This window comes from Vibrio sp. 1641 (genome assembly GCF_033339995.1).
Classification (GTDB): domain Bacteria; phylum Pseudomonadota; class Gammaproteobacteria; order Enterobacterales; family Vibrionaceae; genus Vibrio; species Vibrio alginolyticus.
Genome location: NZ_JAWOVP010000001.1, coordinates 120703 through 144596 on the forward strand (window position 1 = coordinate 120703; position 23894 = coordinate 144596).

Consider the following 23894-nt stretch of genomic DNA (forward strand, 5'->3'; position numbering starts at 1 on the left):
AGCTAAACTGAACCGTTTAAACTCGTCAACGGTTGAAATGTTAATTGTGGCACTTGCTTCACAAGACGCGTTAGGAGAACGAAAAACGATATGGATTTTAAAAAACATTCAACGGCGTTGCTGATTTCCTCTTTATTCACCCCTTTTCTTGCTACATCAGTTGCTGCGGAGACCTTACCTAAAGGCATTCAACTTGCCGCAGAACAGCATTTAGTACGTGCGAATGACGCAGAGGCGGCGACGCTTGACCCAGCGAAAGCCGAAGGTCTGCCAGAAATGCATGTGATTCGTGACTTATTTGAAGGGCTTGTGATTCAAGATCGTGACGGAAACATCATTCCCGGTGTGGCAGAATCATGGGAAACCAAGGATAACCAAACCTTTACTTTTCACTTGCGCAAAGACGCGAAATGGTCGAATGGCGAGCCTGTGACGGCGGATGATTTTGTCTATTCACTGCGCCGAGCGGTAGATCCGAAAACCGCTTCTCCAAATGTTTGGTATCTCAAACTCACCAAGATCAAAAACATCACTGATGTAGCAGAGGGCAAAAAGCCTTTGGACGATCTCGGTATCAAGGCAGTGGATAAATACACCCTACGTTTTGAGTTGGACAGTCAAGTGCCGTACTTTGTTGCTATGACTGGGCACACGTCCATGATGCCAGTGCATCAAGCGACAGTGGAAAACCGCGACAAGCCGTGGAGTGATCCAGACCAATTTGTTAGCAACGGTGCATTCACATTGGATAAGTGGGTCGTGAATGAGCGCATTGAACTGGTTAAGAGTCCAAGTTATTGGGACAGCGCAGATACGCATCTAAACAGAGTGACTTATATTCCGTTTGAAAACCAAAACGCGTCGATCAATCGTTATGCGGCAGGAGAGCTGGATATCACGTCAGATGTGCCGACTCATATGGCGCAGAAGCTTAAACAAGATTACAAGCAGGCTTACACGGTGGTGCCATTATTGTGCACGTATTACTACGCGTTCAATACCACTCGTCCGCCATTTGATGATGTGCGAGTGCGTCAAGCGGTGTCGTACTCCATCATGCGCGATGTGATTACGAATGGTGTCACGCAAGTGGGCAACCTTCCTGCTTATACTTTTGCGCATCAGTACACCGCAGGGTTTGATGCGACGCCGCCTGAATACAGTAAGTGGAGTCAGCAACAACGTGACGAGAAAGCGCGTCAGTTGTTAAAAGAAGCGGGTTACAGCCAAGACAAGCCGCTCGATTTTAAATTGTTGTACAACACCAGTGAGGCAAACAAATCGATCGCGGTTGCGATAGCGTCGATGCTACAAAAAAATCTCGGTGCAAACGTGGAGTTAGAAAACCAAGAGTGGAAGTCATACTTAGTGGCGCGTAAACAAGGCAATTTCGATGTGATGCGCGCTTCCTGGTGTGGTGATTACAATGAAGCGTCTACTTTCCTGAGCTTACTTCGCTCAGGTTCCTCGGGTAACTTTGCACGTTACAGCAGTGAAACGTACGACAACGCGATGAACAGTGCATTGGCCGCAACCAATGAGAAAGCGCGCCAAGGTTTCTATGATCAAGCCGAGCAATTGTTGGCGGCGGATATGCCAATCGCACCGATTTACTACTACATGCAAGCGCGTTTGGTTCGTCCTACGGTTGGCGGTTTTGCCAAGAACAACGTAGAAGGTCGTATCTACTCGAAAGACCTCTACATCAAGAAGTAGCGCTCAAAACAAGCGATAAATATGAAGCCCCGAAGATGTATCTTACGGGGCTTCTTTTTATTGTTAGCGAGTGGAGAGCTTGTTCACGAGCATAGCGACTCGTTTGCCAAGATACTCCGCTGTTGCAACATCAGAAGCATGCAACTGACCACCTTCACCACCTTGTGCAACAATACCACCTTGTACACCATAACGATTCAGGTTTTGCTCCCCAGAATTGCTGATCTTATCCAACCCGACCCACATCATGCCGTGTTGGTTAGCGAGCGTTTGTAGATATTGTAATGTGCAAGATTGGTCGCCATTCATTGCCCCACCACTGGTAAAGCCAGCCGCGATTTTGCTCGCCCATTTTTGGTAATACCAAGATTCACTGCTTGCATCTGCAAATGCTTTAAACTGCGCTGCTACACCGCCCATATAGGTCGGTGAGCCAAAGATAATCGCATCACACTCAGCAAGTTCATCCATTAGTTTAGGGTTCACAAAACGTCCCTCAATAATCTCACTGCCTTCAATTCGGTGAGAGAGGATTTCACATTCATCTTGCTGTTTAATGCCTTGTTGTTCAACACCTGCGGCAATCGCGCGAGCAAGCTGACCAGTAACGTCGGTTTTAGAGAAATAAATAATCGCAATTTTGGACACAATGGTTCCTTTTTTCATTGTTGATTTTTAATCGTGCGACTAAGGCTAAAACCTCAAGCTAGGTTGAGGTCAACACTAAAACTTAAAAAGAAGTGCATTAAAAAGCCGATGTAGATACATCGGCTTTTTAGTGGGTTATTTCTTTCTGCGAGTATAAATCCGAGATTTTACTTTACTTGGCTCTGGCTTGTTTTTCGCCAGCTTTAGCACTGCTTTTTGCAAAATCTGGTTGTTTGGGTAAGTGATTAAGTTTCCGTTGTCGTGCTTAATTAACACGTGAAACATACTGATTTCTTGAATCTCACCGCAGATGTCTTCATCTTTATCTACGACTTTAATTCGGTCACCCACTCGGTATGGGAAGACAAAAAAGATCAAAAAGCTGGCAGTGATGTTGCTCAGAATTGACCACTGCGCAATAAACGCCACACCTAATACGGCAAAAATGGACGATAGGAACAAAGACACATCGCCATAGCCAATACCTGTGATAATGGCAAAAATAGAGGCGGTCAAAAATAGCAGCGCGACATTGAAACAGCGCTGAATAAAACTCAAACGAGCCTTTTTTACACCTTTCGTTGTTGCCAAATTTAGGATGGCTCGATTTACAATCCTCTTCAGGATGCGATACGCGATCAGGACAAAAATGCCCATCAATAGTTTGTAACCGAGGGAGCCCGTAGTGAAATACTGGCTCACTTGCTCTAATTGGATCCAATCATTCATTTCTTCATCTCGACGATATCTAGAAAGCGGCTTTTATAGCTGATTTTTTGCTGTAAGTAATCACAATTTTTCTTTACACCATTTGTCTCTGTGTTGAGGTACCACAGAGTACTGTATAAGTTAATCAAAGACTTAGTGAGCATTACGAACTCTTTGGCTTCATTACTTATATTCAATCAAAGCTGACGTGATTTTGAAGAGAGCAATCTTTGAGCTGTATCCCATATCCGACATTCTATGACGCTAGTTCCTTATAAACGAGCTGAATATGACTTTTGTCCTGATAATCTAAGGTGTATTAATTGAAATAGCTTTTAGGGCGTTGAAAAATGGAAGAAGATGAAAAGGCGATTATGATTTTATTCGTGATTGTTGGCCTTGTACTCGTTTGGGTCGCGCTTGAAGAACTTAATTATCTCGGGCTCCCAATAAAATAAGCCCCGTTAAACACAAGTTAAACGGGGCCCTTGTCTTTTATCAATGTGAATTCAGGCTAGCTAACCGCACGCACTTTGCCTTGTTTCAAATCGTTCAGCACTTGCGCTTTAGGGCCATCTGCGATGATGCTGCCTTTCTCCATCACAATTACGCGATCAACGATGTCGAGCATAGACGTTTTGTGCGTAATCAGAATCAGCGTTTCACTAGGTTTCAACTGTGCTAATTGATGTTTAATGTGCATCTCTGAGCGATTATCCATCGCACTGGTTGGTTCATCCATGAGTAGAATAGGAGGACGACCCAAAAATGCACGAGCGATCGTGACTGCTTGACGTTGACCACCCGATAGCATTGCACCACCTTCACCAACTTGGCGTTCTAAGCCCGCTGGGTCAGATTGCGTAAACGCAGTAACACCGGCACGATTCGCTGCGTCTAGTACGTCACGGTCATCGGTTAATGGGCGACCTAGCGTAATGTTGTCGCGGATAGAACCAAAGAACAGATTCGAATCTTGCGGCACACAACCAATATTACGGCGAATGTCGACATGATGCAGCTGTGCGATGTCGGTATCATCAATGCGAACATGACCTTCCGTCGGCTGATACAAGCCCATGATGAGACGCTCTAACGTGGTTTTACCCGAACCGATACGGCCTATGATCGCTACTTTTTCGCCTGGGTTAATGGTCAAGCTCAAATCTCGAATCGACGCCACCGGTGAGTCTGGGTAGTGGAAGGTCACGCGTTCAAGTTCAATTTTGCCTTGTACTATTGGACGGTGAATGTAACGTTTACCTTCTTCTTGTTCATCCGGCATTTCCATGACTTGATTGATAATTGTCATAGAAGACTTCGCTTGGTTGTAGCGCGTAGAGAGTAAGGATAACTGAACCAAAGGACCAATCGCGCGGCCGCTAAGCATGGTTGCGGCAATCAAACCACCCATGGTTAAGTCGCCTTCTGCAATTAAGTAAACGCCTAGGATGATCATCCCTACGTTACTACTTTGCTGCACAAAACCTGCCGCGTTTTGAATGCTATCCGTAATTCGGCGGCTTTTTATATTCCAGTTCGCCATGTGTGCAACTGCCTCTTCCCAGCGGTATTGGAATTGGCTTTGCGCACTGAGCATTTTTACGGTTTCTAACCCAGCCAAGCTCTCTATCAAATTGGCATATTTTTGCGATGCTAGGCGTGAACCCTCCTCAATGGAGCGACGCAGCGGTCCTTGTATCAGTAGCGAATGAATAATCAAAATGACCACGCCCACCATCGGTACATACACAAGATCGCCAGCCATTAGCCATATAATCACTAAGAACAAAATGGCAAAAGGCAAATCAATGAGAGCACTGACGGTCGCTGAAGTAAAAAACTCTCGAATAGATTCGAATTCTTGTAAATGGCGAGCGAAGGCACCGACCGAAGGCGGCTTTGATTCCATTCTAATCCCCATCACTTTGCTGAACAGTTTGGATGAAATTAGAATGTCAGACTTCTTGCCCGCCACATCAATGAAGTAATTTCTCAGCGACTTGAGAATGAAGTCGAACAGGAACACGACAAAGATGCCACTTGCTAGTACCCATAGGGTTTCAAACGCAAGATTCGGAACCACTTTGTCGTACACCAAGCGAGTGAATAGCGGAGCGGCAACCGCAAAGAGGTTGATGAGAAGTGATGCGATTAAAACATCACGGTAGATGCGTTTTGACTGCCACAAGGTGGACCAGAACCAGTGGCTTTCGTTGGTTTTGAGCACTTCGGGAGAGCGCTCATCGAAACGGAATTGCTTTTTAACTAAAAAGTACCGACCAGTGTATTGCTCAAGTAGGTCTTCTAATGGAATAGAGATCGGCACCATTCCACTTTCTAGGGTGGTGACTTCGGCCTCGCGTTTCTCCATATTGATGCTGTTGAGAACGCAAGAGTCACCGCCTTTAAGAACTAAGATTGCCGGCAGAATTAGGCTAGAGATGCTCTCCAGCTCTGCGCGGTTTTCCTTGGCAACCAATCCGGCCCTTTCCGCTGCTCTTGGTAGCAAAAATGGGGTCAGTTTACCGTCAGATAGCGGTAGTCCGTTGACTAGCGCTTCTGGCGAGTTAGCTAACCCATAGTAACGGCTAACGTAGATGAGCGAATTCAGTAAAGGGTCTTTCATCGTTGATAAACCTTTTTATTCCTTGTCGACGATGAATCCTTGGAATACCTCAACAAAATGTTCAGTGAGGAAGTCCAACTGGATTTGAGTTTCGATACGCGATGCGATAGTCGTAATACCAAGGTTGTGGGCAGTACGAGAGATCGACGTTAGCGTGAATTTCTGTTTTTCGTCGTGCAAGTTGTGTGTGAATAGGTAATCGAGCTTCACATAGTTCGGGCGGAACTCTTGGATGTATTCCAAAGATTGGAAGTTACGTCCGTAGTTATCTACGCCGAACTCAGCACCTGATTGGCGAATGGCATTACATAACAGTGCTGTGTGGTGAGGCTGATCGATAAAGCATTCCTCTGGAATTTCAAAGTGTAGCTTAGAGGCCACTTTGGCGTGTTTTTCCAGCATGCTAGTTGTCCAGCGAATAAACGATGGTTGAGACAAGCTGCTTTGCGCGATGTTAATCGCGATTGGGTCATTAAGTTCACCACTTTCTAGCATCTTAATCATTGATTCAATGACATACTGGTCAAAGATGTTGGTGGCGTCTAACTGTTCTAGTGCGAATAGGTATTGATTCGCACGATACGTTTCACCATCTTTTTCGATGCTTGAAAATACTTCGTTGTGGAATACTTTACCCCATGTGTTTTTCGCAGCTTGGAAACGGAATTTAACCCAATCACTATGAATGGCTTCTTCAACCAACGCTTTCCATTGCTGTTTACCCATCAAACTAGAAGGTGTATCACTGCCAATGAAGCCGTATGGCTTGTCTGGTTGCGCTTTGGCTTTCGATAGTGCGTTGTCCACCATCGAGAGGATTTCAGAGCGCGTTTTCTGATCTTTGCTGTGTGCAACCCCTAGTGACGCTTTAGGTTTTGCTAAGCCTGTTGGGTCAGTATTTAGGCCGTTCACACAATTGACGATGCTGTCCGATAAAATGCGTAACTCGCTCTCATCCATATGAGGGAAAAGCAAGCCGAACTCATCACTAGACAAGCGAGCAATAGTGGCTCCCGGTACATCAATGGTGTTTTTCAAACGTTGAGACAGTTCTTTAACGTGGGCATCTGCGCGTTGGTAATCTTTGGTCTCGTAAATGTCCCCAATGTATTCAGCATGGAGTAGCGCGATACCCCCTTGCGTTTGCTCTGCAAGCCATTGGTCGATTTGGTTGATGTAGAATGAGCGGTTACCCAATTTAGATATAGGATCGAGGTAAGCCTGAGCACGCAGACGTTGCGCCTCTTTGGCTTGCTCTTTGAATGATAGCTCGATTTGAGCAGACATCATGTTAATGCCATCTACCACCGCGATAAGATCTTTGGTTCTTGGACGAGCAAGCGGTTCACCAAATTGGTTATTCGCGATTTCATGCATTTTATTCACGATGGCCGTTAATGGTTTTAGCGAGCGACGTAGGATGTATGAAATTGCCACTAAACCAGCCAGAAAAATGACACTGAATACAGACAGCAAGCCAATAAAACCTTGCCAGAGCTGCTCGTAAGCTGCGCCTGGGTGGCTAATGATTTCTACTTCGGCGAGCTGCATCCAACCACTGGTCACAACACGCTTATCGTGAATCGCTTTAAATAGATTCATGTCGATAAACCATTGTGGCACCGTACTTGGTTTAACTGGGTAAGTACGCACGATCTGGTAGTCAGAATCTAATGCTGTAAGACGAACAACTGAGTAGGTGCTGCCGTCAAATAGAGCATTAATCACGGACTCAACCGCGACTTTATCTTTGTCCTTTAGGTAAGGAGCCAATGCCAAACCTACGGTGTTAATAGTGTTGTTGACCTCTGAACGTTGCTGTTGCTCCAAGCTGTCTCGAGTCGTGTTGAATTGGATTACGAATACTGATGCCAACAAGAGTATAAAGACCGTAACCATCCCCACCACAAGCTTCTTATATAGGGTCATGTTTCTCACTCGTCATAGTTAATTTTAGGTTTATTTAACTGCAACTTACGTTCGCGCGAGCGTAAGTCATTCCAAAGGCTCAACCGTGATGCTTTCCCTGCCAGCTCTCCAGTGCTAGCAGATGACTTCATCAACCACAGGTTTGTACCATTAAAACTGTATATCGGTAGCAAGTCGCTACGCTTAGAGGCTCGGACAATGTCAGGATTGATATTATCGAGAATGAGCGGCTCAGAACTTGGGGTAGGGTAGTAAGCTAATACCATGTGAAACTGATTCAGTTCGATGGCTTTTACGTATATTAACCGCATCTTTGAATCTGGTATTCCTAGCTCGAGTAAAGAGAAGTACTTAGCAATAGTGAAATCTTCACAGTCTCCTGCGTTACTCCCTAAAAATTCGAGTGGCGTAGCCCAATAATCTGTCTTTCCCCACAGTTTTATGTCGTCAACGAAATACAGCTGATTAAAAAAGTCGTTAACGCCAGCGAGCTGTTCATGAGTCTCTAATTGTTTAAATAAGTCGAGGTTCTTTCGCCATGTATTTACGCGCAATCCCGCACGTTCGCCGTACACCGCTGTGACCGTATTGACCCATCGTTGTTCTTTACTGTTCAGCGCACCAAGTTGGAACGACAAACAACTTAAGCTGATTAATAATGTAACTTTACGCTGCAAATTGGATCGCATATTCGACTCGTATCACAAGTATACTCTTCTAGAGAGTTCGTCAGTGAGAAATAAGTGCTTTTTATTTAATCACTTATCGCTCAATACTCCCTATCGCGAGTATCTTAATGTGGTTTACTCCTTCAAGGCGTTCGTTTTGGCACTTAAAATCGGTTTAAGTAGATATTCCAAAACGGTTCGCTTCCCTGTGATGATATCGACCGATGCTGTCATTCCTGGAATGATTGGTAAATCTGCATCTTGACCAAAGTTTGTTTTTTCGGTGCGTACACGAACAATGTAGAAGCTGTTGCCTTCTTCATCTTGAGTGGTATCCGCGCTGATATGTTCCAACTCTCCCTCTAAACCGCCGTACTTTGTGAAGTCGTAAGCTGTAAATTTCACGATAGCATGAAGATCTGGGCGTAAAAATGCGATGTCTTTTGGCGCAATTTTCGCCTCTACCAATAGTGTGTCTTCTGTTGGTACGATCTCGACGATATCCATACCAGGTTGGATAACACCACCGACAGTATTGATGTTCAGTGTTTTGATTTTGCCTGTTACTGGCGAATTCACAACCGTTCGGTTTACTCTATCTTCCAAGCCCACCGCTGATTCAACCAAAGCAGATAACTGGTCTTGGGCGCTGTTGAGTTTCTCTTGCTGTTCAGAGCGGAATTTGAGTGCAACATCAATACGGTTGAGCATGGATTCTCGAATCGCTGATTGCAATACGGGAATTTTGAGCTCACTGGACGTCATTTCACGACGGGTATCGTTGACTTGGCGCTGTAATTTGAGCAGTTCAATACGAGGAACAACGCCCTCGTCTGCCAAAGGTTTGGTGATATCGAGTTCTTTTTTCGCGTATTGGTAGCTTTGACGCAAGTTCCTTACTCGCGCTTGGATCTCTACCAAGTCCTGCTGTTTTTGCTGCACTTGTTGGTCAATAACAGAAAGTTGGTTGCGTAAATTATCTAGATCTTCGCGATATTCTGCTTTTTGACGCTGTGTGAGTTGAGGTCGAGTCTCTTCCAAGGTTGGTGGGAAGGTCAGTTTACCGTAATCAAGTAGTACACTTTGACGCCAGTTTTCCGTTTCAAAATCACGATTAACGGCAACACTGTTAATAGAAGCGGATAGTTGCAGCACAGATGCGGTAAGGTTGGCAACTTGTTGCTCACGTTCACGAAAATCTGAGCGAAAGCGGGTGTCATCGATAAGCAGTAACTGTTGGCCTTTTTCAACCAACTGACCTTCTTTGACCAAGATTTCTTTGACTAAGCCACCTTCTAAGTTTTGGACTACTTGTATCTGTGAGGAGGGAATCACTTTGCCTTGACCAACCGTGACTTTGTCGATTTCAGCCCAAGATGCCCAACCTATTGCTGCAATGAAAAATAGCACCATAACCCAGAGCATAAAACGCGCGCTGTTGGGGGTATTGAGGAGCAATGCTGCAGTTTTGTCATCAACAAAATCCAACTCTTCATCGTTGAGTTTGTTGTAGTTATCTCGGCTCATCACAGTCCCTGCTTATATAATTACGGATTATCTTTTTGATCTTATTATTATTAACCGATCATGTCAGCATGCTCGGCTAATAAAATATGAGAAGAGGGTTATTCTCTCTTCAAATGAGCTTTCTTACACTTTCTAAATCAAACAAAAGCATAATTAGCGCCGGAGTATAGCTATTACGCCTTGAACTTGGCTTTATCCAACTGATGTTTTTTTAGTTTGTCGTACAAGGTTTTGCGTGATACCTGTAATTCTAGTTGAACCTCTTTGAGTCTGCCGCGATGTCTTTGCAATGCATCGAATAACAAGCAATATTCAAAGTATTCTGTGCGCTGAGTCATACTCTGAATTTCAAGACTTTTCTCACTGTTCCAATCTTCCATTCTAAAAGTATCTGGCTTGAGGGCACGAAGTTCAGCAAATTGGCGTAGCTGCTTAACGTTTTCTGGCCATTCGAGACTGGTGAGGTGTTTGACCTCTTCTAGGCTGATATGTGGCGGCTGTAACTGATATCGACTCGCTGTGTGGCGCACAAAGTGCTTGTATAAAGGCCCTATATCTTCCTTTCTTTCATCGAGCGTCGGTAAGTGAATTAGAGTCGCCAGGGATTTTAGAGGTGGCTCGGCTTGGGTGGTCGCGCCAAAAACACGCTCAAGTTTTGGGTGCTTGAATAAGTATTCCCATTGCTCAAATGATACATGCTCTGCGCTATGTAAGTACAAACTGCAGTGGCGTTTTCCTTCACTTAAGCGGTGTATGGCTTTGTCGAGCGCTTCTAATGAAAGCTCATAGAGGTCTTCACCAGAAGCGGCGATTAGCTCACTATCCGGTGTTGCATGTATGTCGTGGGCAAATTGTGCAGCGAGTCGCCGACCCGTACCATCTTGACCTACAAAAATGAGCGGCTGGCTTGTGGGCGCACTGATCAAGGCGCGACGAATGCTCACCATGGCCTTACTGTGACCAATCATTTTCGGACCAACATGAGTTTGCATGTCGAGCTCTTTCTTAAGCCAGATGTTTTCTTGCAACAAGTTCAGTTTATCGCTGGCATTGTTGAGCGATTTCATGAGCTGTTCCGTTGAAAACGGTTTTTCTAGAAAGTCGTACGCGCCGCTTTTCATCGCATCTACCGCGGTTTTCACATCTCCATGTCCAGTAAGTACGATGAATTGAAAGTGATCGTTTTTGCTTCGCAAAGTTCGCATAAACTCCAAGCCATCCATCACGGGCATATGGATATCGGTAATGATAATCGCAGGCGTATTTGAGTCGATTACGCGTAAGGCTTCTACTGCGTTTGGTAAGCAGGTGACGTCTATCCCTTCAATCAGCAGGGCTTGAGACACGGCATCACGAATGTGTGGTTCGTCATCAACAAAGAAAACTGGGTTATTCATGGTCGTTTTCCACTTCTGGGGGACGTTTATTCTGATTGACTATTGGTAGCGTCACGATAAAGGTCATCCCTCCTGCTTGTTGTTCTGTGTTCTGATGTTTATAGGCACAGAGGGAGCCGTGATAGCTCTCTATAATCCGCTTGGAGATTGTTAAACCTAATCCAAGACCCTCCGGCTTAGTCGTAAAAAATGGGTCGAACACTTTTGCTAGGGCTTCGTCTGACATCCCTGGTCCGTTATCGGAAACAAGAATGTCGCAACTGTCATCATGACACTGAACAGCAATGGATATTTGCGGATCGATACAGTGGTTTTCCATCGCTTGTGCGGCGTTGTGGAAGAGGTTTATCAGCACTTGTTCTAATTCAACGCTGTGAATGGCCAGCTTCACATCATAGTCGATGGCCGGAACTTTTAGTGTTACTCCTTGCTTAATAAGCTTGTTGCTCAAAATGCTGGTGGCAGTATGTACCGCGTCGTGCAGTACTGAGATTTCATTGTGTGAATCGTGCGTGGCTTTCCGAGTAAAGACTTTTAAGCGGGCAATGACTTCCGAAATGGTGTCATTGAGTGTCAGCATTTTGCCCAAATTGTCAGCGACCATTGGGTATTTTTCCATTGCCAACAAACGCTGCGAGTTTTCGGTATAGGTTCTTAGTGCGGAAAGTGGCTGATTTATCTCATGATTAATACTGGCTGATAGCTCGCCCAACAGTGCCAATTTCGCGGCTTGCGTCAGTTCTTGTTGTGTTTGTTTAAGCTCTTGTTGGCTTTGCTCATATTGGCGGATGGTCTGTTGTAGTTTTTGGTTGGCTTCACTCAGAACTAGTGTCCGTTGCACTACTTTTTCTTCTAGGCTCACATTGAGATGGGCAAGGCGTGCTTTGTTAACTAGGGTTTGGAACCACGCTAACGCAATTAGAGCAATGAGCGCATATAAGATCAGGAAGACGATATCGGCCTGTAAAACGGCGGCAAGAACGCTGTTGTGGTTAATTAAGGCAACGACGCGAAACCCTTTATCCAATAAGTGTGTTGCGTATGCGAGGTAATTTGGTGATAGAAGCAATTGATTGTCATCAAACTCCGTGACACCACTGTGTGCCGTCAACTCACCAAAATATTCGGGCAAGGTATCGCCATATTGACGCGTTTCGGTAAGTTCAATTATTGCACTCGATGACAGTGGGAAAAGTGCACGATAGCGCCAGTCTGGTAAATTGCTCATAAACACGACATTGTGTTTATCTGTAATGAGTACGTCAGTCGTGGTTTGCGAAAGGCGCTGTTCTAATTGCTCCAAGTTCACTTTTACTGTGATCACGCCAACGACTTCCTCATTTACCCACAGCGGAGATGAGAAGAAGTACCCACGTTTATTCGAGCGCACGCCTAATCCAACGTATTGAGCGGGCTCACCGCGTCGCGCATTTTTAAAATAGGGGCGATAGCTAAAGCTAGAGCCAACAAACGTATCTTCTTGCTGAAAGTTACTTGAGGCAATGACTAACCCGGTGCGGTCATGAACGTAAATCGTATCGGCCAAACTTTGCTTCAACCAATCTGATAACAGTAGGTTGAGCTCTTGAGAGGGCGTTCCGCGCTCTACTGCTTTGAGTAGTCTTGGGTCGTGACTTAATAGGTTTGGTATCTGTTCAAACTTTGCCAGTTCGTAGTCCACTTCTTGTGACACTTGCGCGGCTTGTCTCTCTAGCTTTTGTTGCCATTGATCATGTTGGTATTGAGTTGCGTAATGATGAGTAAGCGCAAGCCCTGAAATGCCAACGGCACACAGTAGCAGTAAAAAATGACGTAGGGCTTTGGGGTTGAGTAAGTTCACGATCGGCTCACTGGTTTTTTGTGTCATGGTATCAAATGAAGCACTGTGATGCTGTGAGCGGCAACGATAACAAGCACAATGATGTCCTTGTATTTCCTCAGTATCGGGAGCACAATCGACAAAAACGAGTGAAGGAGTAAAGATGGAACTTGCTGATATTCGTCGTGAGTACACCAAAGGTGGGCTGCGTCGTAAAGATTTGAAAGCTGATCCTATTGATCAATTTAATCTGTGGCTAGAGCAAGCAGTTGAAGCGGGTTTAACGGACCCGACTGCGATGACAGTTGCAACGGTTGATGAAAATGGCATGCCGTTTCAACGCATTGTTCTATTGAAAAACGTCGACAAAGATGGTTTTGTGTTTTACACCAACCTAGGCAGTCGCAAGGCCCAGCAGCTAGAGCATAACAGCAATATTAGTTTGCACTTCCCTTGGCACCCGTTAGAGCGCCAAGTTCATATTACTGGTGTGGCTGAAAAGCTTACCGCCGTAGAGAATATGAAATACTTTACTTCTCGTCCTAAAGAGAGCCAGTTGGCCGCAATCGCGAGCAAACAAAGTAGCCGTATTTCTGCCAGAGGTGTGTTGGAAGGTAAGTTTTTAGAGCTAAAACAGAAGTTTGCTAAGGGTGAAATACCAGTACCAACCTTTTGGGGTGGCTTTCGCGTAAAACCAAAGAGCATCGAATTTTGGCAAGGTGGCGAACATCGCCTTCACGATCGTTTTCTTTTCTCCCAGCATGATGGAAGTTGGGACATTGATCGTTTAGCGCCATAGGCTTATGGTTCCTCATGAATAAACAAACACCGCCGAATTGGGGCGGTGTTTTTGTAGGTAGAAGCGATGCGAATTATCGCTCTCCATTCAACACAACCGATAATTGATGCTTAAGCAGCGTTTTGGGTACAACAGAGCCGTAGCCTGCTTCCATTGCTTTATCTATTAGCTCGTTCTTGCTGTTCGCTGCAAACTTATTACGTAAGCGTGCGACGTGACCTTCAACGGTTTTTGTTGATATGCCCATGACCTGAGAGATAAATTGAGGCTTTTTGCCATAGAGCAAGAGGAACAGCGTTTCTTGCTCGCGGCATGTGAGCTTCTCTGGTTTTGGTTGTAAGTCAGAAAAACGAAAGATGGATTGTTGATTTGGGTTGGTACTGATAGCACGACAAACCCAATACCCGACTTCAATCACGGCAGTGTCGGTGAGTTCCCTTCCGTAGAAAATGGTGCCTACGATGTCGCCTTTGTCATCTCGCCACGGTGTTTTAGTAAATATATGTGCTCGCCAGCGGCCATCTGGATAAGGGTGGATATCCAGAATTTTTAGTGACTCGCCAGTTTCGAGAACGTGTTTATCCTGGCGTTGAAATTCTTGCGCGCATTCAGTGGTTGGGCTGGCCATATCAAAATCAGTTTTACCCAAGCACTCCTCGGGCGACGTGTGCCCTAACAGTTCTGCGTATTCCTGGTTTACGTATAGGAATACCGAATCTTTATCTTTGCATCCCCAACAACCTGGTAGCTGTTTAAGGAGGGATTGTTCTATGGTATCGACTGAAATATTCACAAAAGGACTCACTACATACTGCTTATACCAATACAGAGACGTCCGTGTTATATGGCTCGTATTGATGTTGCCAAGTAGGCAGTTACGTTGCTAGAACACGTTCGTTGATTGGCGCTCAATCCAATTAAATTCATGGTGTTCGATGTTTTCGTCAGGTAGTCATAGACAACGACGAAATGGAACGAAGAGTTTAATTGGGAAAATGGTCTGTTTCATTACAGATATGTGCGCTCACGGATGTCCGCCTAATGTTCGGCTTACAACTCGTATCGTCCTTGATCATGCTTCCTACAACTCAGTTGTAGTGTGGTTGACGTTCATATCACTTGTGAGTGAAAGAGCAGCACCTAAGCATATGAGAGGGACAGTGAGACAAAAGCTATGATATCAGCTTATGCCATTGTTTTCATTGTTGAGAAGCGAAAAAAAAGCCAGCCTGAAGACGGGCTGGCAACACAAGATATAATCTTGTCGACGTGTAGAAGAGGTTCTAAATTACCTAGCGAGGGTCTGCTAAGTAAGTTAGAGGTATCAATGAGATACCGAGAGCTTTAGATCGTATGCATCTTAAAGCTCGATAACTAATGTATTGAATCAGAAGCATATTAGTAAGGGGGGAAATCCCTCTATGTTGAGTTTAAGCGTGGGTTTCGATCCGTTTCAGGGACGACCTATCTAATATGGAGCACGATGTTTTACAAAATAACGGATTGTTCGGTAATAAGGATCTTTACATTGATTGATTATGTATACGTAAGGCGTTGCCTATCTATCCGTTTTTGTTAATAAAATTGGTTGCTCACTGACCGTAAATTAACCTCACATGATCATCGTTCCGGAACTATGATCATGTAAATGAACTTGATCATGCTGATTTGATCTTGTCGATTGAGTTGGGTAAAAGTTGCAACCCAACAAAGAAGGTATATGATGCGAAGACGTAAGCTGACCGTGTAAAGACGACTGTTTAAAATGAGTGACTCAGATAACCAAAAAATCCTTTCATATCAAGAGATTATGCTGCCAAAGCCGGCGGAGCTGATCACACTTCCGTCTTATATGGATTGCCACGATCATTCTTATACGCAGATCGTGATTGGTTTAAAAGGGCAAGCCGAATTTGAAGTGCGCGGGCGAGGTAATCTTGTCGGCCCTGGTCAAGGTTGTGTGGTTACCGCATGCTCTGATCATGCTTTCGGTGGCGTCATCAATCAATCGGATATTTTGGTGCTGAATATGCCCAAACCGACAAATGATGATCCTGAAATGCTTCAAAAAATCAATAACCTGGAGAGAGACCATGTCTACTTCCAGTTAGATAGTCAAATTCAGAAGCTGATACAGATGTTGGTTCAGGAAATGCGAAACCATCCGGATGACCTGCTGTTAAGTCGTGCGTGTAACGACACTGTGATTGCATTAATGCAGCGCCATATCTCGGCATTTGAGACCAGTCGAAAAGAGTCGCGCTTTGATTTGGAGGCGATTGATCGTTACATTGAGCAGCACCTGAGTCATAAGATTAGTGTGGCTCAATTGGCCGGGCGAGTGTTTCTTGGGGAAAGTCAGTTCCATTGCTTGTTTAAAGAGCAGATGGGGATTACACCTCATCAATATGTTCTCGGAAAGCGTATCGACATGGCTCGTGAATTAATCGAGCAAGGGCACCTTTCTTTAGGGCAAATTGCCGAGTTTACTGGCTTCTCAAGCCAGAGTACTTTTACTCATACTTTTACTCGCTTACAGGGAATATCACCTTCCCGTTATAAAAAACAAGTTGGATAACAACGCGTTTTTTTAGGTCAAATAATCATCAATCAGAATAAAGCCATGCACTATGCATGGTTTTTTTATGTTTTATTCACGTGACCTATCTCTCGTTTTTTTAAATTCTCTGTTCTTTGCAGTGGTTGATATGCCACTTGATCCTACATTTTCTCTTAGAACGAGCTCTTCACAAAAATCTTATTGATATTCTTGATATTTTGTTGTGAATGCAATGAAAAAATTAAAATTTACAACACAAAATATTACCTATTTGAATGTGACTATGTGGATGTTTTGTTATAAAAGCGAGTTTTTGGCAAAAATGTCGTAGTTTTTGACAAGTATTCTTATCGGCCTCAAAATACACTGCCAGCCATTGATAATCCTCGAAGCGGTTTTCGAGGAGTGAGATTGAGGAACACACATGTTTACAGCTACGAACGTGTTGACACCGGAATTTATCGGGCAGCCGCTTGATAAGTTGTGGTCACTGATCTCGCCATTATATATGGTGGACGAGTCTCAATGGCTAGAGCAACTATTGCCACTAGCGACGCCGACAGAGGATGAAAAATCGGCGATCACTACCCAAACGACCCACCTTATCGAAGCCATTCGTGCCGATAAGAAGTCAATCCAGATGATTGATGCTTTATTGCTGGAATACAGCTTAGATACTCAAGAAGGTATCTTGCTGATGTGTCTTGCAGAAGCATTAATGCGCATCCCAGATGCCGCGACAGCAGATTCTTTGATTAAAGATAAGTTGAGTGTCGCAGACTGGAAATCTCACCTGAAAAACTCTGACTCTGTGTTTGTTAACGCATCAACATGGGGCCTTATGCTAACAGGTAAAGTGGTTGGTCTTGGTGAGCAAGGCACCCAGAGCCCAGGTCAGGCTGTAAACCGTCTGGTAAATAAATTCTCTGAGCCCGTGATTCGTAAAGCCATGTATCAGGCAATGAAGATCATGGGTCACCAGTTTGTTCGTGGTCGTACGATCGAAGAAGCGCAGAAGAACGGTCGCCCAATGCGCGACAAAGGTTTCACCTACTCGTTTGATATGTTGGGTGAGGCGGCGTTAACTACAGCGGACGCGAACAAGTACTTCAAAGATTACCTAATGGCGATCGAAGCGGTGGGTCGCGAGACTTACGGTAACGACACTAGTCCAGCGCCTTCGATTTCCATCAAGCTTTCTGCATTACACCCGCGCTACGAAGTCGCAAATGAAGAACGTGTAATGACAGAGTTGTATGACTCACTAATGCAGCTATTGAAACGTGCAATTGAAGTCGACGTTGCAATCACAATCGATGCAGAAGAAGCGGATCGCCTTGAGCTTTCCCTGAAGCTATTTGAGAAAGTGTACCGTAGCGATCTTGTGAAAGGTTGGGGCAAGTTTGGTTTGGTTATTCAAGCCTACTCAAAACGTGCGCTACCAGTCTTGGTGTGGCTAAATGCACTCGCAAAAGAGCAAGGTGACGTTATTCCTCTGCGTTTGGTTAAAGGCGCGTACTGGGACAGCGAAATCAAGTGGTCTCAACAAGCGGGTTATGCAAACTACCCAGTATACACTCGCAAAGAAGCGACGGACGTTGCATACCTAGCTTGTGCTCGTTTCCTACTTAGCGAAGGTGTTCGCGGTAATATCTACCCACAATTTGCAAGCCACAATGCTCACACAGTTACGGCAATTGCTGTCATGGCGGAGCACAAAGAATACGAGTTCCAGCGCCTGCATGGTATGGGTGATTCACTGTATAACCATGTTATGAAAATGTACGGTCAGCCAGTACGTATTTATGCTCCTGTCGGTAGCCATGCTGATCTTCTTCCGTACTTGGTTCGTCGTCTGCTTGAAAATGGTGCGAACAGCTCGTTTGTACACCGTCTAGTTGATGCGCGTTGTCCGATTTATGAGTTGACCCATCACCCTGTGGATGTGTTGACGGGTTTTGACACGCTACACAACGACAAAATTCCATTGCCTGCCGATATTTTCCCTGAGCGTAAGAACTCATATGGCGTCAACATTGACATCGACAGTGAAGCGAAGCCATTTGAAGCGCAGGTAGAAAGCTTCATGGACAATCAGTGGGTTGCAGGCCCGATGATCAATGGTGAGTGTTTTGCCGAAAGCATGATCAAGGAAAATGCGGCTGAGATCATCACCGCACCGTACGATCGCCGAATTGAAGTCGGCAAAGTGGCATTTGCAACACTTGATCATGTTTCCGCTGCAATTGATGCGGCGCAAACTGCTTTCTCTGATTGGAAAGGTGTTCCTGTTGAGCAAAAAGCGGCTTGTTTAGAAAAGCTTGCTGACTTAATGGAAGAAAATCTGGCTGAGCTGGTGGCGATTTGTCACAAAGAAGCGGGCAAGACGATTCACGATAGTATTGATGAAGTTCGTGAAGCAGTGGATTTCTGTCGTTATTACGCGAAACAAGCGCAAAACCTACAGCCATTTGAGCTAGAAGGTTATGACGGTGTGAAACGCATTTCTAGCCGTGAAGGTCTTGGTGTGTTTGTGTGTATTAGCCCTTGGAACTTCCCGTTGGCTATCTTCCTTGGTCAGGTAACGGCAGCACTGATTGCAGGTAACACTGTGGTTGCAAAACCTGCTGAGCAAACAAGCTTAATTGCCGCTCGCGCTATTGAATTAATGCTTGATGCGGGTTTCCCTGCTGGTGTGATTCAGTTACTTACTGGTCGCGGCGCTGAGATCGGTCATGCACTGACTTCTCATGATGCCATTGCTGGTGTGGCATTCACTGGTTCAACGGCAACGGCGCAACGCATTAACGTCACGCTTGCGGAGCGCAGCGCGAAACCGGTTCCGTTTATTGCGGAAACAGGTGGTCAAAACGCAATGATCGTGGACAGTACTGCATTGCCAGAGCAGGTGGTGCGTGATGTGATTCGTTCGGCGTTTGCATCTGCAGGTCAGCGTTGTTCTGCCCTTCGTGTTCTATTTGTACAAGAAGATGTAGCAGACCGTATGATCAACCTGATTCAAGGTGCGATGAATGAGCTGCATGTTGGTTTACCTTACCTACACAAAACGGATGTTGGTCCGGTTATCGACAGCAATGCAAAACAAAAACTCCTTGCTCACCTTGAGCAAATGAGCAAAACACAGACTAAAGTCGCTCAGCTACAGCTGGATGAATCGTGCCAGCATGGTGACTTTGTCTCACCAAGTGCGTTTGAAATCTCGGGCATCGATGTGCTGAAAGAAGAACAATTTGGTCCAATCTTGCACATTGTTCGCTTTAAAGCGTCTGAATTACCGAACGTGGTTGCGCAGATCAACAGAACGGGTTTTGGCTTGACGATGGGTATCCATAGCCGTAACGAAACCACGTACCGTTGGATTGAGAAACATGCACGAGTAGGTAACTGCTACATCAACCGAGACCAAGTTGGCGCTGTGGTTGGTGTACAGCCGTTTGGTGGTCAAGGCTTGTCGGGTACTGGCCCGAAAGCTGGTGGTCCACACTACCTATTCCGATTTACTCAACATCTTCTTGCTCAAGCAGAAAACGCATAAGGAGTCGCATTATGGTTCATCAGATCACCTATTTTAAAGATGCATTCTCTGCGTGGGAGCAGTGGAATCTGACTGATTTTGATTACAAATGCGAGCATGTTCTGGCATTTAAATCTGCACTAGAAGGGCAGCAGTCTACCGTTGCCAAAGTGGTTTCTTACCACTTGCAACAAGCATCAGCTCTTCTTGCAGAAACTCACCAGTTAGTTGGCCCTACAGGGGAAACTAACGAACTGTATGCCGCAGGACGCGGTGTGGCTTTGGTGATTTGTGAAAACAACATCGAGCCTGCTGATAATGCGTTATACAGTGCTTTTGCGATGATCACCTGTGCCTTAATTGCAGGAAACAGTGTGGTCGTTTGCAGTGACAATGCAGAGCTAAACCAATTGGTTAAGCAAGCTGTAGCGTTGGCAAACTTCCCATCTAACTTAGTCCAGGTTGTTGCGTACGATGCGTCTGCCCCGTTGCTTGAGAGCGATGTACGTAGTGTGGGTTATGTTGGGCGTTCACAGATTGAGCATGCGCTCAATCTTCAACTAGCTAAGCGTGACGGTGCAATCGTCGGCTTAGTTTCTGAAACGGATTTAGAGTCACCGAAATTGGCTCATGATCCTCATCTCTCGTTGCGCTTCATTACTGAGCGCACTCGAACGATAAATATTACCGCGGTGGGTGGTAACGCAACTCTACTCGAGTTGGGGAACGAAACTCACTAACCTGACTTGTAATGCCAATCTGGAGTAACTGGACTGAGAGCCGGTCCAGATTGGTTTTTTATACTCTGATGTATTGCTGAGACGGTAAAATATCAGGGCAGGCAAGGAAGGAAATAATTATAACGAGGACTATCTAATGATAGAAAATAGCTTTGCTATCACGTCCACTTTTGTGGCGTATTTACTGATTATGGTTGCTATTGGCGTTTACGCGTATAAGAGGACTTCCAATTCATCTGACTACTTCCTAGGTGGCCGTAGCCTAGGTCCGTGGCCTGCTGCATTATCTGCAGGTGCTTCAGACATGAGTGGTTGGTTGCTGCTAGGTTTGCCTGGCTATGCGTACGCTGCGGGTATCGAGGCCTTCTGGTTAGCCGGCGGTCTACTTCTTGGTACATGGGCAAACTGGCTCATCAGTGCAAAACGCCTACGTACCTACAGTATCCAAACTGACGCGCTAACGTTGCCAGAGTTCCTGTCACGTCGCTTCAACGATAAGTCGAAACTGATTCAGACAATCTCTGCGTTTTTCATTCTTCTATTTTTCCTTTTCTACACCAGCTCAGGTTTGGTCGCAGGGGGCAAACTGTTTGAGACGGTATTCGGTCTAGATTACACCTACGCTGTTATCATCGGTACGGTGTGTGTCGTTTCTTACACACTATTCGGTGGTTTCCTAGCGGTATCTTGGACTGACTTAGTGCAAGGTCTGCTAATGGCGGCTGCGCTAATGATTGTTCCTATAGCGGTAATGGACGGTGGTTTAGGTCAGCTAAGTTCTGATCTACATGACATCAACCCAGAACTTGCAACGCTATGGAATGACGCGAAAGGCGAACCATTATCTGCGATTGCTATTATCTCTCTAGCGGCGTGGGGCCTTGGTTACTTTGGTCAGCCACACATCCTAGCGCGTTTTAAAGCGTCTCGTTCAAACAAAGATCTAACGACTGCACGTCGTATCGCAGTGATTTGGACGGCACTATCTATGGTTGGTGCAATGCTTGTTGGTCTTGTTGGTCTGGTTTGGGTTACGGGTCATCCGGGTACTCAACTAGAAGACGGTGAGAAGATCTTCATGCTATTGGTTAACGCAGTATTCCACCCTGTCGTTGCGGGTATGTTGTTAGCAGCAATCCTAGCGGCGGTAATGAGTACCGCTGACTCACAGCTCCTTGTTTCATCTTCAGCGCTTGCAGAAGATTTCTACAAGCAAGTATTCAAGCCAGAAGCGTCTTCTGAAGAAATCGTAATGATTGGTCGTATCGGTGTTATCGTTATTTCGCTTGTTGCGCTATTCCTAGCGATGACGCCTGATAGCTCAGTACTTGGTCTTGTATCTTACGCTTGGGCTGGTTTTGGTGCGGCATTTGGTCCTGCGGTTGTACTTAGCCTTTACTGGAGCGGTATGAACCGTAACGGCGCGTTAGCAGGTATTCTTGTTGGTGGTATCACTATCGTGGTTTGGAAGCAGCTAACTGGCGGTTGGTTTGATGTGTACGAAATCGTACCGGGCATCATCTTCTCTACGCTTGCTATCATTGTGGTAAGTAAAGCAACGGGCGGTGCTGCGCAAGACGTGTTAGACCAACACCAGTCGTTCGAGAAAAAACTGGTTGAACTAGACTAGTAACTTCCCTTATATGAACACAAAGCCCGCTATTTTAGCGGGCTTTGTTTTATCCGAAACTTAATTAACGTTAATGGTGGTAGCTTGAGATCAGAGCTTAGCATTGCTCGGTTAGATTGGAATGTTAGTCGCGACGAATTTTGGCGTAAATAACGGTGTTACTCAGCTCTCCCGATGTGGTAAGACGTTCGTTTCTGAGCTCTCCTTCGAACTCATAACCACAGCGCTCGGCTACAGCCCGGCTCTTTTGGTTGGTGCTATCAGCATGAATTGCGATTCTCTTGGCACCCAAGTCATCAAACGCATAGCGCTCAACTTCGAGCACAGCCTCGGCAACATAACCATTGCCAACGGCAGCATCATCTAACCAATAACCTATCTCAAAGGATGGTACGTCGGGATCTCGAATCATCAAGCCGACCGCACCCAGTAAGCGATCGCTTTCCTTTTCAATGATGTAGTAACGCAGCTCTTCTTCGAAGTTTTCAAAGTTTGCGATGGCTTTCTCTGTCCCTTCTATCATCGCTTCTAATGTCAGCACATGAGGCACCCACGGCAGATAGACTTCGAGAGTCTTTTGGCTGCGAACGACAGCTTGATGCGCCTCTTCGGCTCGTTCTAAACAAGCAGGGATGAGTTTGAGACGTTTCGTTTCCATGCCGACTCTCCTATGGGTGAAAAATGAACGGAAAATCATTTAAACAGATGTACTTAGAATGATCTAGTCAACGCCGTCATATTATTCACTTGGTTTGCCAGAGAGAAACTGAGAGAATCGAACCGTTATCAAACCAACTAGGTTCATTATGAAACTTTTAGTAAGAAACTTGGCTCGTCACATGACCGAGCAAGATATCCGCAAATTATTCTCAGCGTACGGCAAAGTAGAACTGTGTTCGCTAGTGCTTGATCAAGACACGGGTTTGTCGAAAGGCTTCGGTTTTGTCATCATGCCGGACGAAGCAGAAGCCATTTCTGCTCTTGAAGCACTGAATTTGACGAACGTAGAAAAAAGCAAAATTCGCGTGAAAGTCGCACAAGACTAACACAGAGAAAAGCCAGCGTTATTGCTGGCTTTTTTGTCTTTCTATTTAGAGACCAAATTGGCAACACATTCTAGAATGTCTTCTCTTTTCGTTTTAGCGAGATTGATCATCAATTCTCTCTTCAAGTTGTTTCATTAAATCCTTTAACTGTAGAGAATCGAAATTGTTTGAATTCGGCACTTGGTAAGCGTCGTTGACTGTGTAGAGCATCAAACTTTTGCTAGAGAAGAACTCTTTCTGTATTTGGACTTTGACAATGTCATCAAGAGGTAGACGGAAGTAAACTGTTGAGCCCTGGCGGTACTTCAAGGTGTTGGTGCTTGCATCGATATCTAGCGTTTTAGGATTGAACACGCGGCGCGTGAAGTACGTTGAGAGAAGTTTCAATCCTATTATTGTGAGTGCTACGAGTCCAAACTCGACGATCTTGTCTGCTAGGTAGGAAAAATAGAACAGCGACAACAATACAGTTCCTAGCAAGAAAGGGTTGTTCTTGGGCAGATTTTGTGAAGTTTCATGGATGATCATCCGACATATCCCTCG

At 45.3% G+C, this 23894-nt stretch carries 18 protein-coding genes; 7 read left to right on the forward strand and 11 right to left on the reverse strand.

Annotated features, from left to right (window positions below; all coding sequences use genetic code 11):
* Positions 1 to 90: 90 nt before the first annotated feature.
* Positions 91 to 1716, forward strand: coding sequence for an ABC transporter substrate-binding protein (locus R7Z47_RS00610; protein WP_258660417.1), 1626 nt, complete (start codon positions 91 to 93; stop codon positions 1714 to 1716).
* 63 nt (positions 1717 to 1779) lie between these two features.
* On the opposite strand, the gene R7Z47_RS00615 is transcribed toward R7Z47_RS00610, so the two are convergent.
* The 8 genes from R7Z47_RS00615 to R7Z47_RS00650 form a co-directional block, all read right to left on the reverse strand.
* Positions 1780 to 2364 carry a flavodoxin family protein gene (locus R7Z47_RS00615; RefSeq protein WP_017821885.1) on the reverse strand — a complete coding sequence of 195 codons (585 nt, stop codon included), beginning with the start codon at positions 2362 to 2364 and terminating at the stop codon, positions 1780 to 1782.
* A gap of 135 nt (positions 2365 to 2499) precedes the next feature.
* Positions 2500 to 3093: a mechanosensitive ion channel family protein gene (locus R7Z47_RS00620; RefSeq protein ID WP_042522270.1), complete on the reverse strand. Its 594-nt coding sequence runs from the start codon at positions 3091 to 3093 to the stop codon at positions 2500 to 2502.
* A 493-nt stretch (positions 3094 to 3586) separates the two neighbouring features.
* Positions 3587 to 5701: a type I secretion system permease/ATPase gene (locus R7Z47_RS00625; RefSeq protein WP_258645239.1), complete on the reverse strand. Its 2115-nt coding sequence runs from the start codon at positions 5699 to 5701 to the stop codon at positions 3587 to 3589.
* Between the two features lie 15 nt (positions 5702 to 5716).
* On the reverse strand, positions 5717 to 7630 hold the full coding sequence (locus R7Z47_RS00630; RefSeq protein WP_262606660.1) for an EAL domain-containing protein: 1914 nt from the start codon (positions 7628 to 7630) through the stop codon (positions 5717 to 5719).
* Positions 7631 to 7635: 5 nt separating this feature from the next.
* Positions 7636 to 8319 (reverse strand): transglutaminase-like cysteine peptidase, encoded by a 684-nt coding sequence (locus R7Z47_RS00635; RefSeq protein WP_005374561.1) that lies wholly within the window; start codon positions 8317 to 8319, stop codon positions 7636 to 7638.
* Positions 8320 to 8433: 114 nt separating this feature from the next.
* Positions 8434 to 9825: an HlyD family type I secretion periplasmic adaptor subunit gene (locus tag R7Z47_RS00640; protein WP_005374562.1), complete on the reverse strand. Its 1392-nt coding sequence runs from the start codon at positions 9823 to 9825 to the stop codon at positions 8434 to 8436.
* Positions 9826 to 9998: 173 nt separating this feature from the next.
* A complete protein-coding gene (locus R7Z47_RS00645) occupies positions 9999 to 11222 on the reverse strand; it encodes a sigma-54-dependent transcriptional regulator (protein WP_005383565.1) in 1224 nt (407 codons plus the stop codon).
* On the reverse strand, positions 11215 to 13089 hold the full coding sequence (locus R7Z47_RS00650) for an ATP-binding protein (RefSeq protein WP_318129751.1): 1875 nt from the start codon (positions 13087 to 13089) through the stop codon (positions 11215 to 11217). The genes R7Z47_RS00645 and R7Z47_RS00650 overlap by 8 nt, the downstream gene beginning before the upstream one ends.
* 115 nt (positions 13090 to 13204) lie before the next feature.
* Between R7Z47_RS00650 and pdxH the strand changes: the two genes are divergently transcribed.
* On the forward strand, positions 13205 to 13840 hold the full coding sequence (pdxH, locus tag R7Z47_RS00655) for a pyridoxamine 5'-phosphate oxidase (RefSeq protein WP_005374570.1): 636 nt from the start codon (positions 13205 to 13207) through the stop codon (positions 13838 to 13840).
* A gap of 73 nt (positions 13841 to 13913) precedes the next feature.
* On the opposite strand, the gene R7Z47_RS00660 is transcribed toward pdxH, so the two are convergent.
* Entirely contained in the window at positions 13914 to 14633 is a 720-nt protein-coding gene (locus R7Z47_RS00660) for a PAS domain-containing protein (protein ID WP_017820063.1), read from the reverse strand.
* Positions 14634 to 15605: 972 nt separating this feature from the next.
* On the opposite strand from R7Z47_RS00660, the gene R7Z47_RS00665 reads away from it, so the two are divergent.
* The 4 genes from R7Z47_RS00665 (at position 15606) to putP (ending at position 22305) form a co-directional block, all read left to right on the forward strand.
* Complete coding sequence (locus tag R7Z47_RS00665) at positions 15606 to 16418, forward strand: AraC family transcriptional regulator (RefSeq protein ID WP_025768702.1); 813 nt, start codon at positions 15606 to 15608, stop codon at positions 16416 to 16418.
* Positions 16419 to 16824: 406 nt separating this feature from the next.
* Positions 16825 to 19956 carry a bifunctional proline dehydrogenase/L-glutamate gamma-semialdehyde dehydrogenase PutA gene (gene putA, locus R7Z47_RS00670; protein WP_262606659.1) on the forward strand — a complete coding sequence of 1044 codons (3132 nt, stop codon included), beginning with the start codon at positions 16825 to 16827 and terminating at the stop codon, positions 19954 to 19956.
* An 11-nt stretch (positions 19957 to 19967) separates the two neighbouring features.
* Positions 19968 to 20675, forward strand: a complete 708-nt coding sequence (locus tag R7Z47_RS00675; protein WP_005392153.1) for a delta-1-pyrroline-5-carboxylate dehydrogenase — start codon at positions 19968 to 19970, stop codon at positions 20673 to 20675.
* 136 nt (positions 20676 to 20811) lie between these two features.
* Positions 20812 to 22305 (forward strand): sodium/proline symporter PutP, encoded by a 1494-nt coding sequence (gene putP, locus R7Z47_RS00680; protein ID WP_005374582.1) that lies wholly within the window; start codon positions 20812 to 20814, stop codon positions 22303 to 22305.
* A 124-nt stretch (positions 22306 to 22429) separates the two neighbouring features.
* On the opposite strand, the gene R7Z47_RS00685 is transcribed toward putP, so the two are convergent.
* Positions 22430 to 22963, reverse strand: coding sequence for a GNAT family N-acetyltransferase (locus tag R7Z47_RS00685; protein ID WP_053350135.1), 534 nt, complete (start codon positions 22961 to 22963; stop codon positions 22430 to 22432).
* Between the two features lie 148 nt (positions 22964 to 23111).
* Here R7Z47_RS00685 and R7Z47_RS00690 point away from each other — a divergent pair, with 148 nt between their 5' ends.
* A complete protein-coding gene (locus tag R7Z47_RS00690; protein WP_005374587.1) occupies positions 23112 to 23351 on the forward strand; it encodes an RNA recognition motif domain-containing protein in 240 nt (79 codons plus the stop codon).
* A 93-nt stretch (positions 23352 to 23444) separates the two neighbouring features.
* On the opposite strand, the gene R7Z47_RS00695 is transcribed toward R7Z47_RS00690, so the two are convergent.
* Positions 23445 to 23879 (reverse strand): hypothetical protein, encoded by a 435-nt coding sequence (locus tag R7Z47_RS00695; protein ID WP_262606658.1) that lies wholly within the window; start codon positions 23877 to 23879, stop codon positions 23445 to 23447.
* Positions 23880 to 23894: the final 15 nt, after the last annotated feature.

Bases quoted from the DNA above. Each gene is read 5' to 3' on its own strand.
- R7Z47_RS00610 (WP_258660417.1), top strand. From the start codon at position 91: ATGGATTTTAAAAAACATTCAACGGCGTTGCTGATTTCCTCTTTATTC.
- R7Z47_RS00620 (WP_042522270.1), bottom strand. From the start codon at position 3,093: ATGAATGATTGGATCCAATTAGAGCAAGTGAGCCAGTATTTCACTACG.
- R7Z47_RS00625 (WP_258645239.1), bottom strand. From the start codon at position 5,701: ATGAAAGACCCTTTACTGAATTCGCTCATCTACGTTAGCCGTTACTAT.
- R7Z47_RS00630 (WP_262606660.1), bottom strand. From the start codon at position 7,630: ATGACCCTATATAAGAAGCTTGTGGTGGGGATGGTTACGGTCTTTATA.
- R7Z47_RS00635 (WP_005374561.1), bottom strand. From the start codon at position 8,319: ATGCGATCCAATTTGCAGCGTAAAGTTACATTATTAATCAGCTTAAGT.
- R7Z47_RS00640 (WP_005374562.1), bottom strand. From the start codon at position 9,825: ATGAGCCGAGATAACTACAACAAACTCAACGATGAAGAGTTGGATTTT.
- R7Z47_RS00645 (WP_005383565.1), bottom strand. From the start codon at position 11,222: ATGAATAACCCAGTTTTCTTTGTTGATGACGAACCACACATTCGTGAT.
- R7Z47_RS00650 (WP_318129751.1), bottom strand. From the start codon at position 13,089: ATGACACAAAAAACCAGTGAGCCGATCGTGAACTTACTCAACCCCAAA.
- pdxH (WP_005374570.1), top strand. From the start codon at position 13,205: ATGGAACTTGCTGATATTCGTCGTGAGTACACCAAAGGTGGGCTGCGT.
- R7Z47_RS00665 (WP_025768702.1), top strand. From the start codon at position 15,606: ATGAGTGACTCAGATAACCAAAAAATCCTTTCATATCAAGAGATTATG.
- putA (WP_262606659.1), top strand. From the start codon at position 16,825: ATGTTTACAGCTACGAACGTGTTGACACCGGAATTTATCGGGCAGCCG.
- R7Z47_RS00675 (WP_005392153.1), top strand. From the start codon at position 19,968: ATGGTTCATCAGATCACCTATTTTAAAGATGCATTCTCTGCGTGGGAG.
- putP (WP_005374582.1), top strand. From the start codon at position 20,812: ATGATAGAAAATAGCTTTGCTATCACGTCCACTTTTGTGGCGTATTTA.
- R7Z47_RS00685 (WP_053350135.1), bottom strand. From the start codon at position 22,963: ATGGAAACGAAACGTCTCAAACTCATCCCTGCTTGTTTAGAACGAGCC.
- R7Z47_RS00690 (WP_005374587.1), top strand. From the start codon at position 23,112: ATGAAACTTTTAGTAAGAAACTTGGCTCGTCACATGACCGAGCAAGAT.
- R7Z47_RS00695 (WP_262606658.1), bottom strand. From the start codon at position 23,879: ATGATCATCCATGAAACTTCACAAAATCTGCCCAAGAACAACCCTTTC.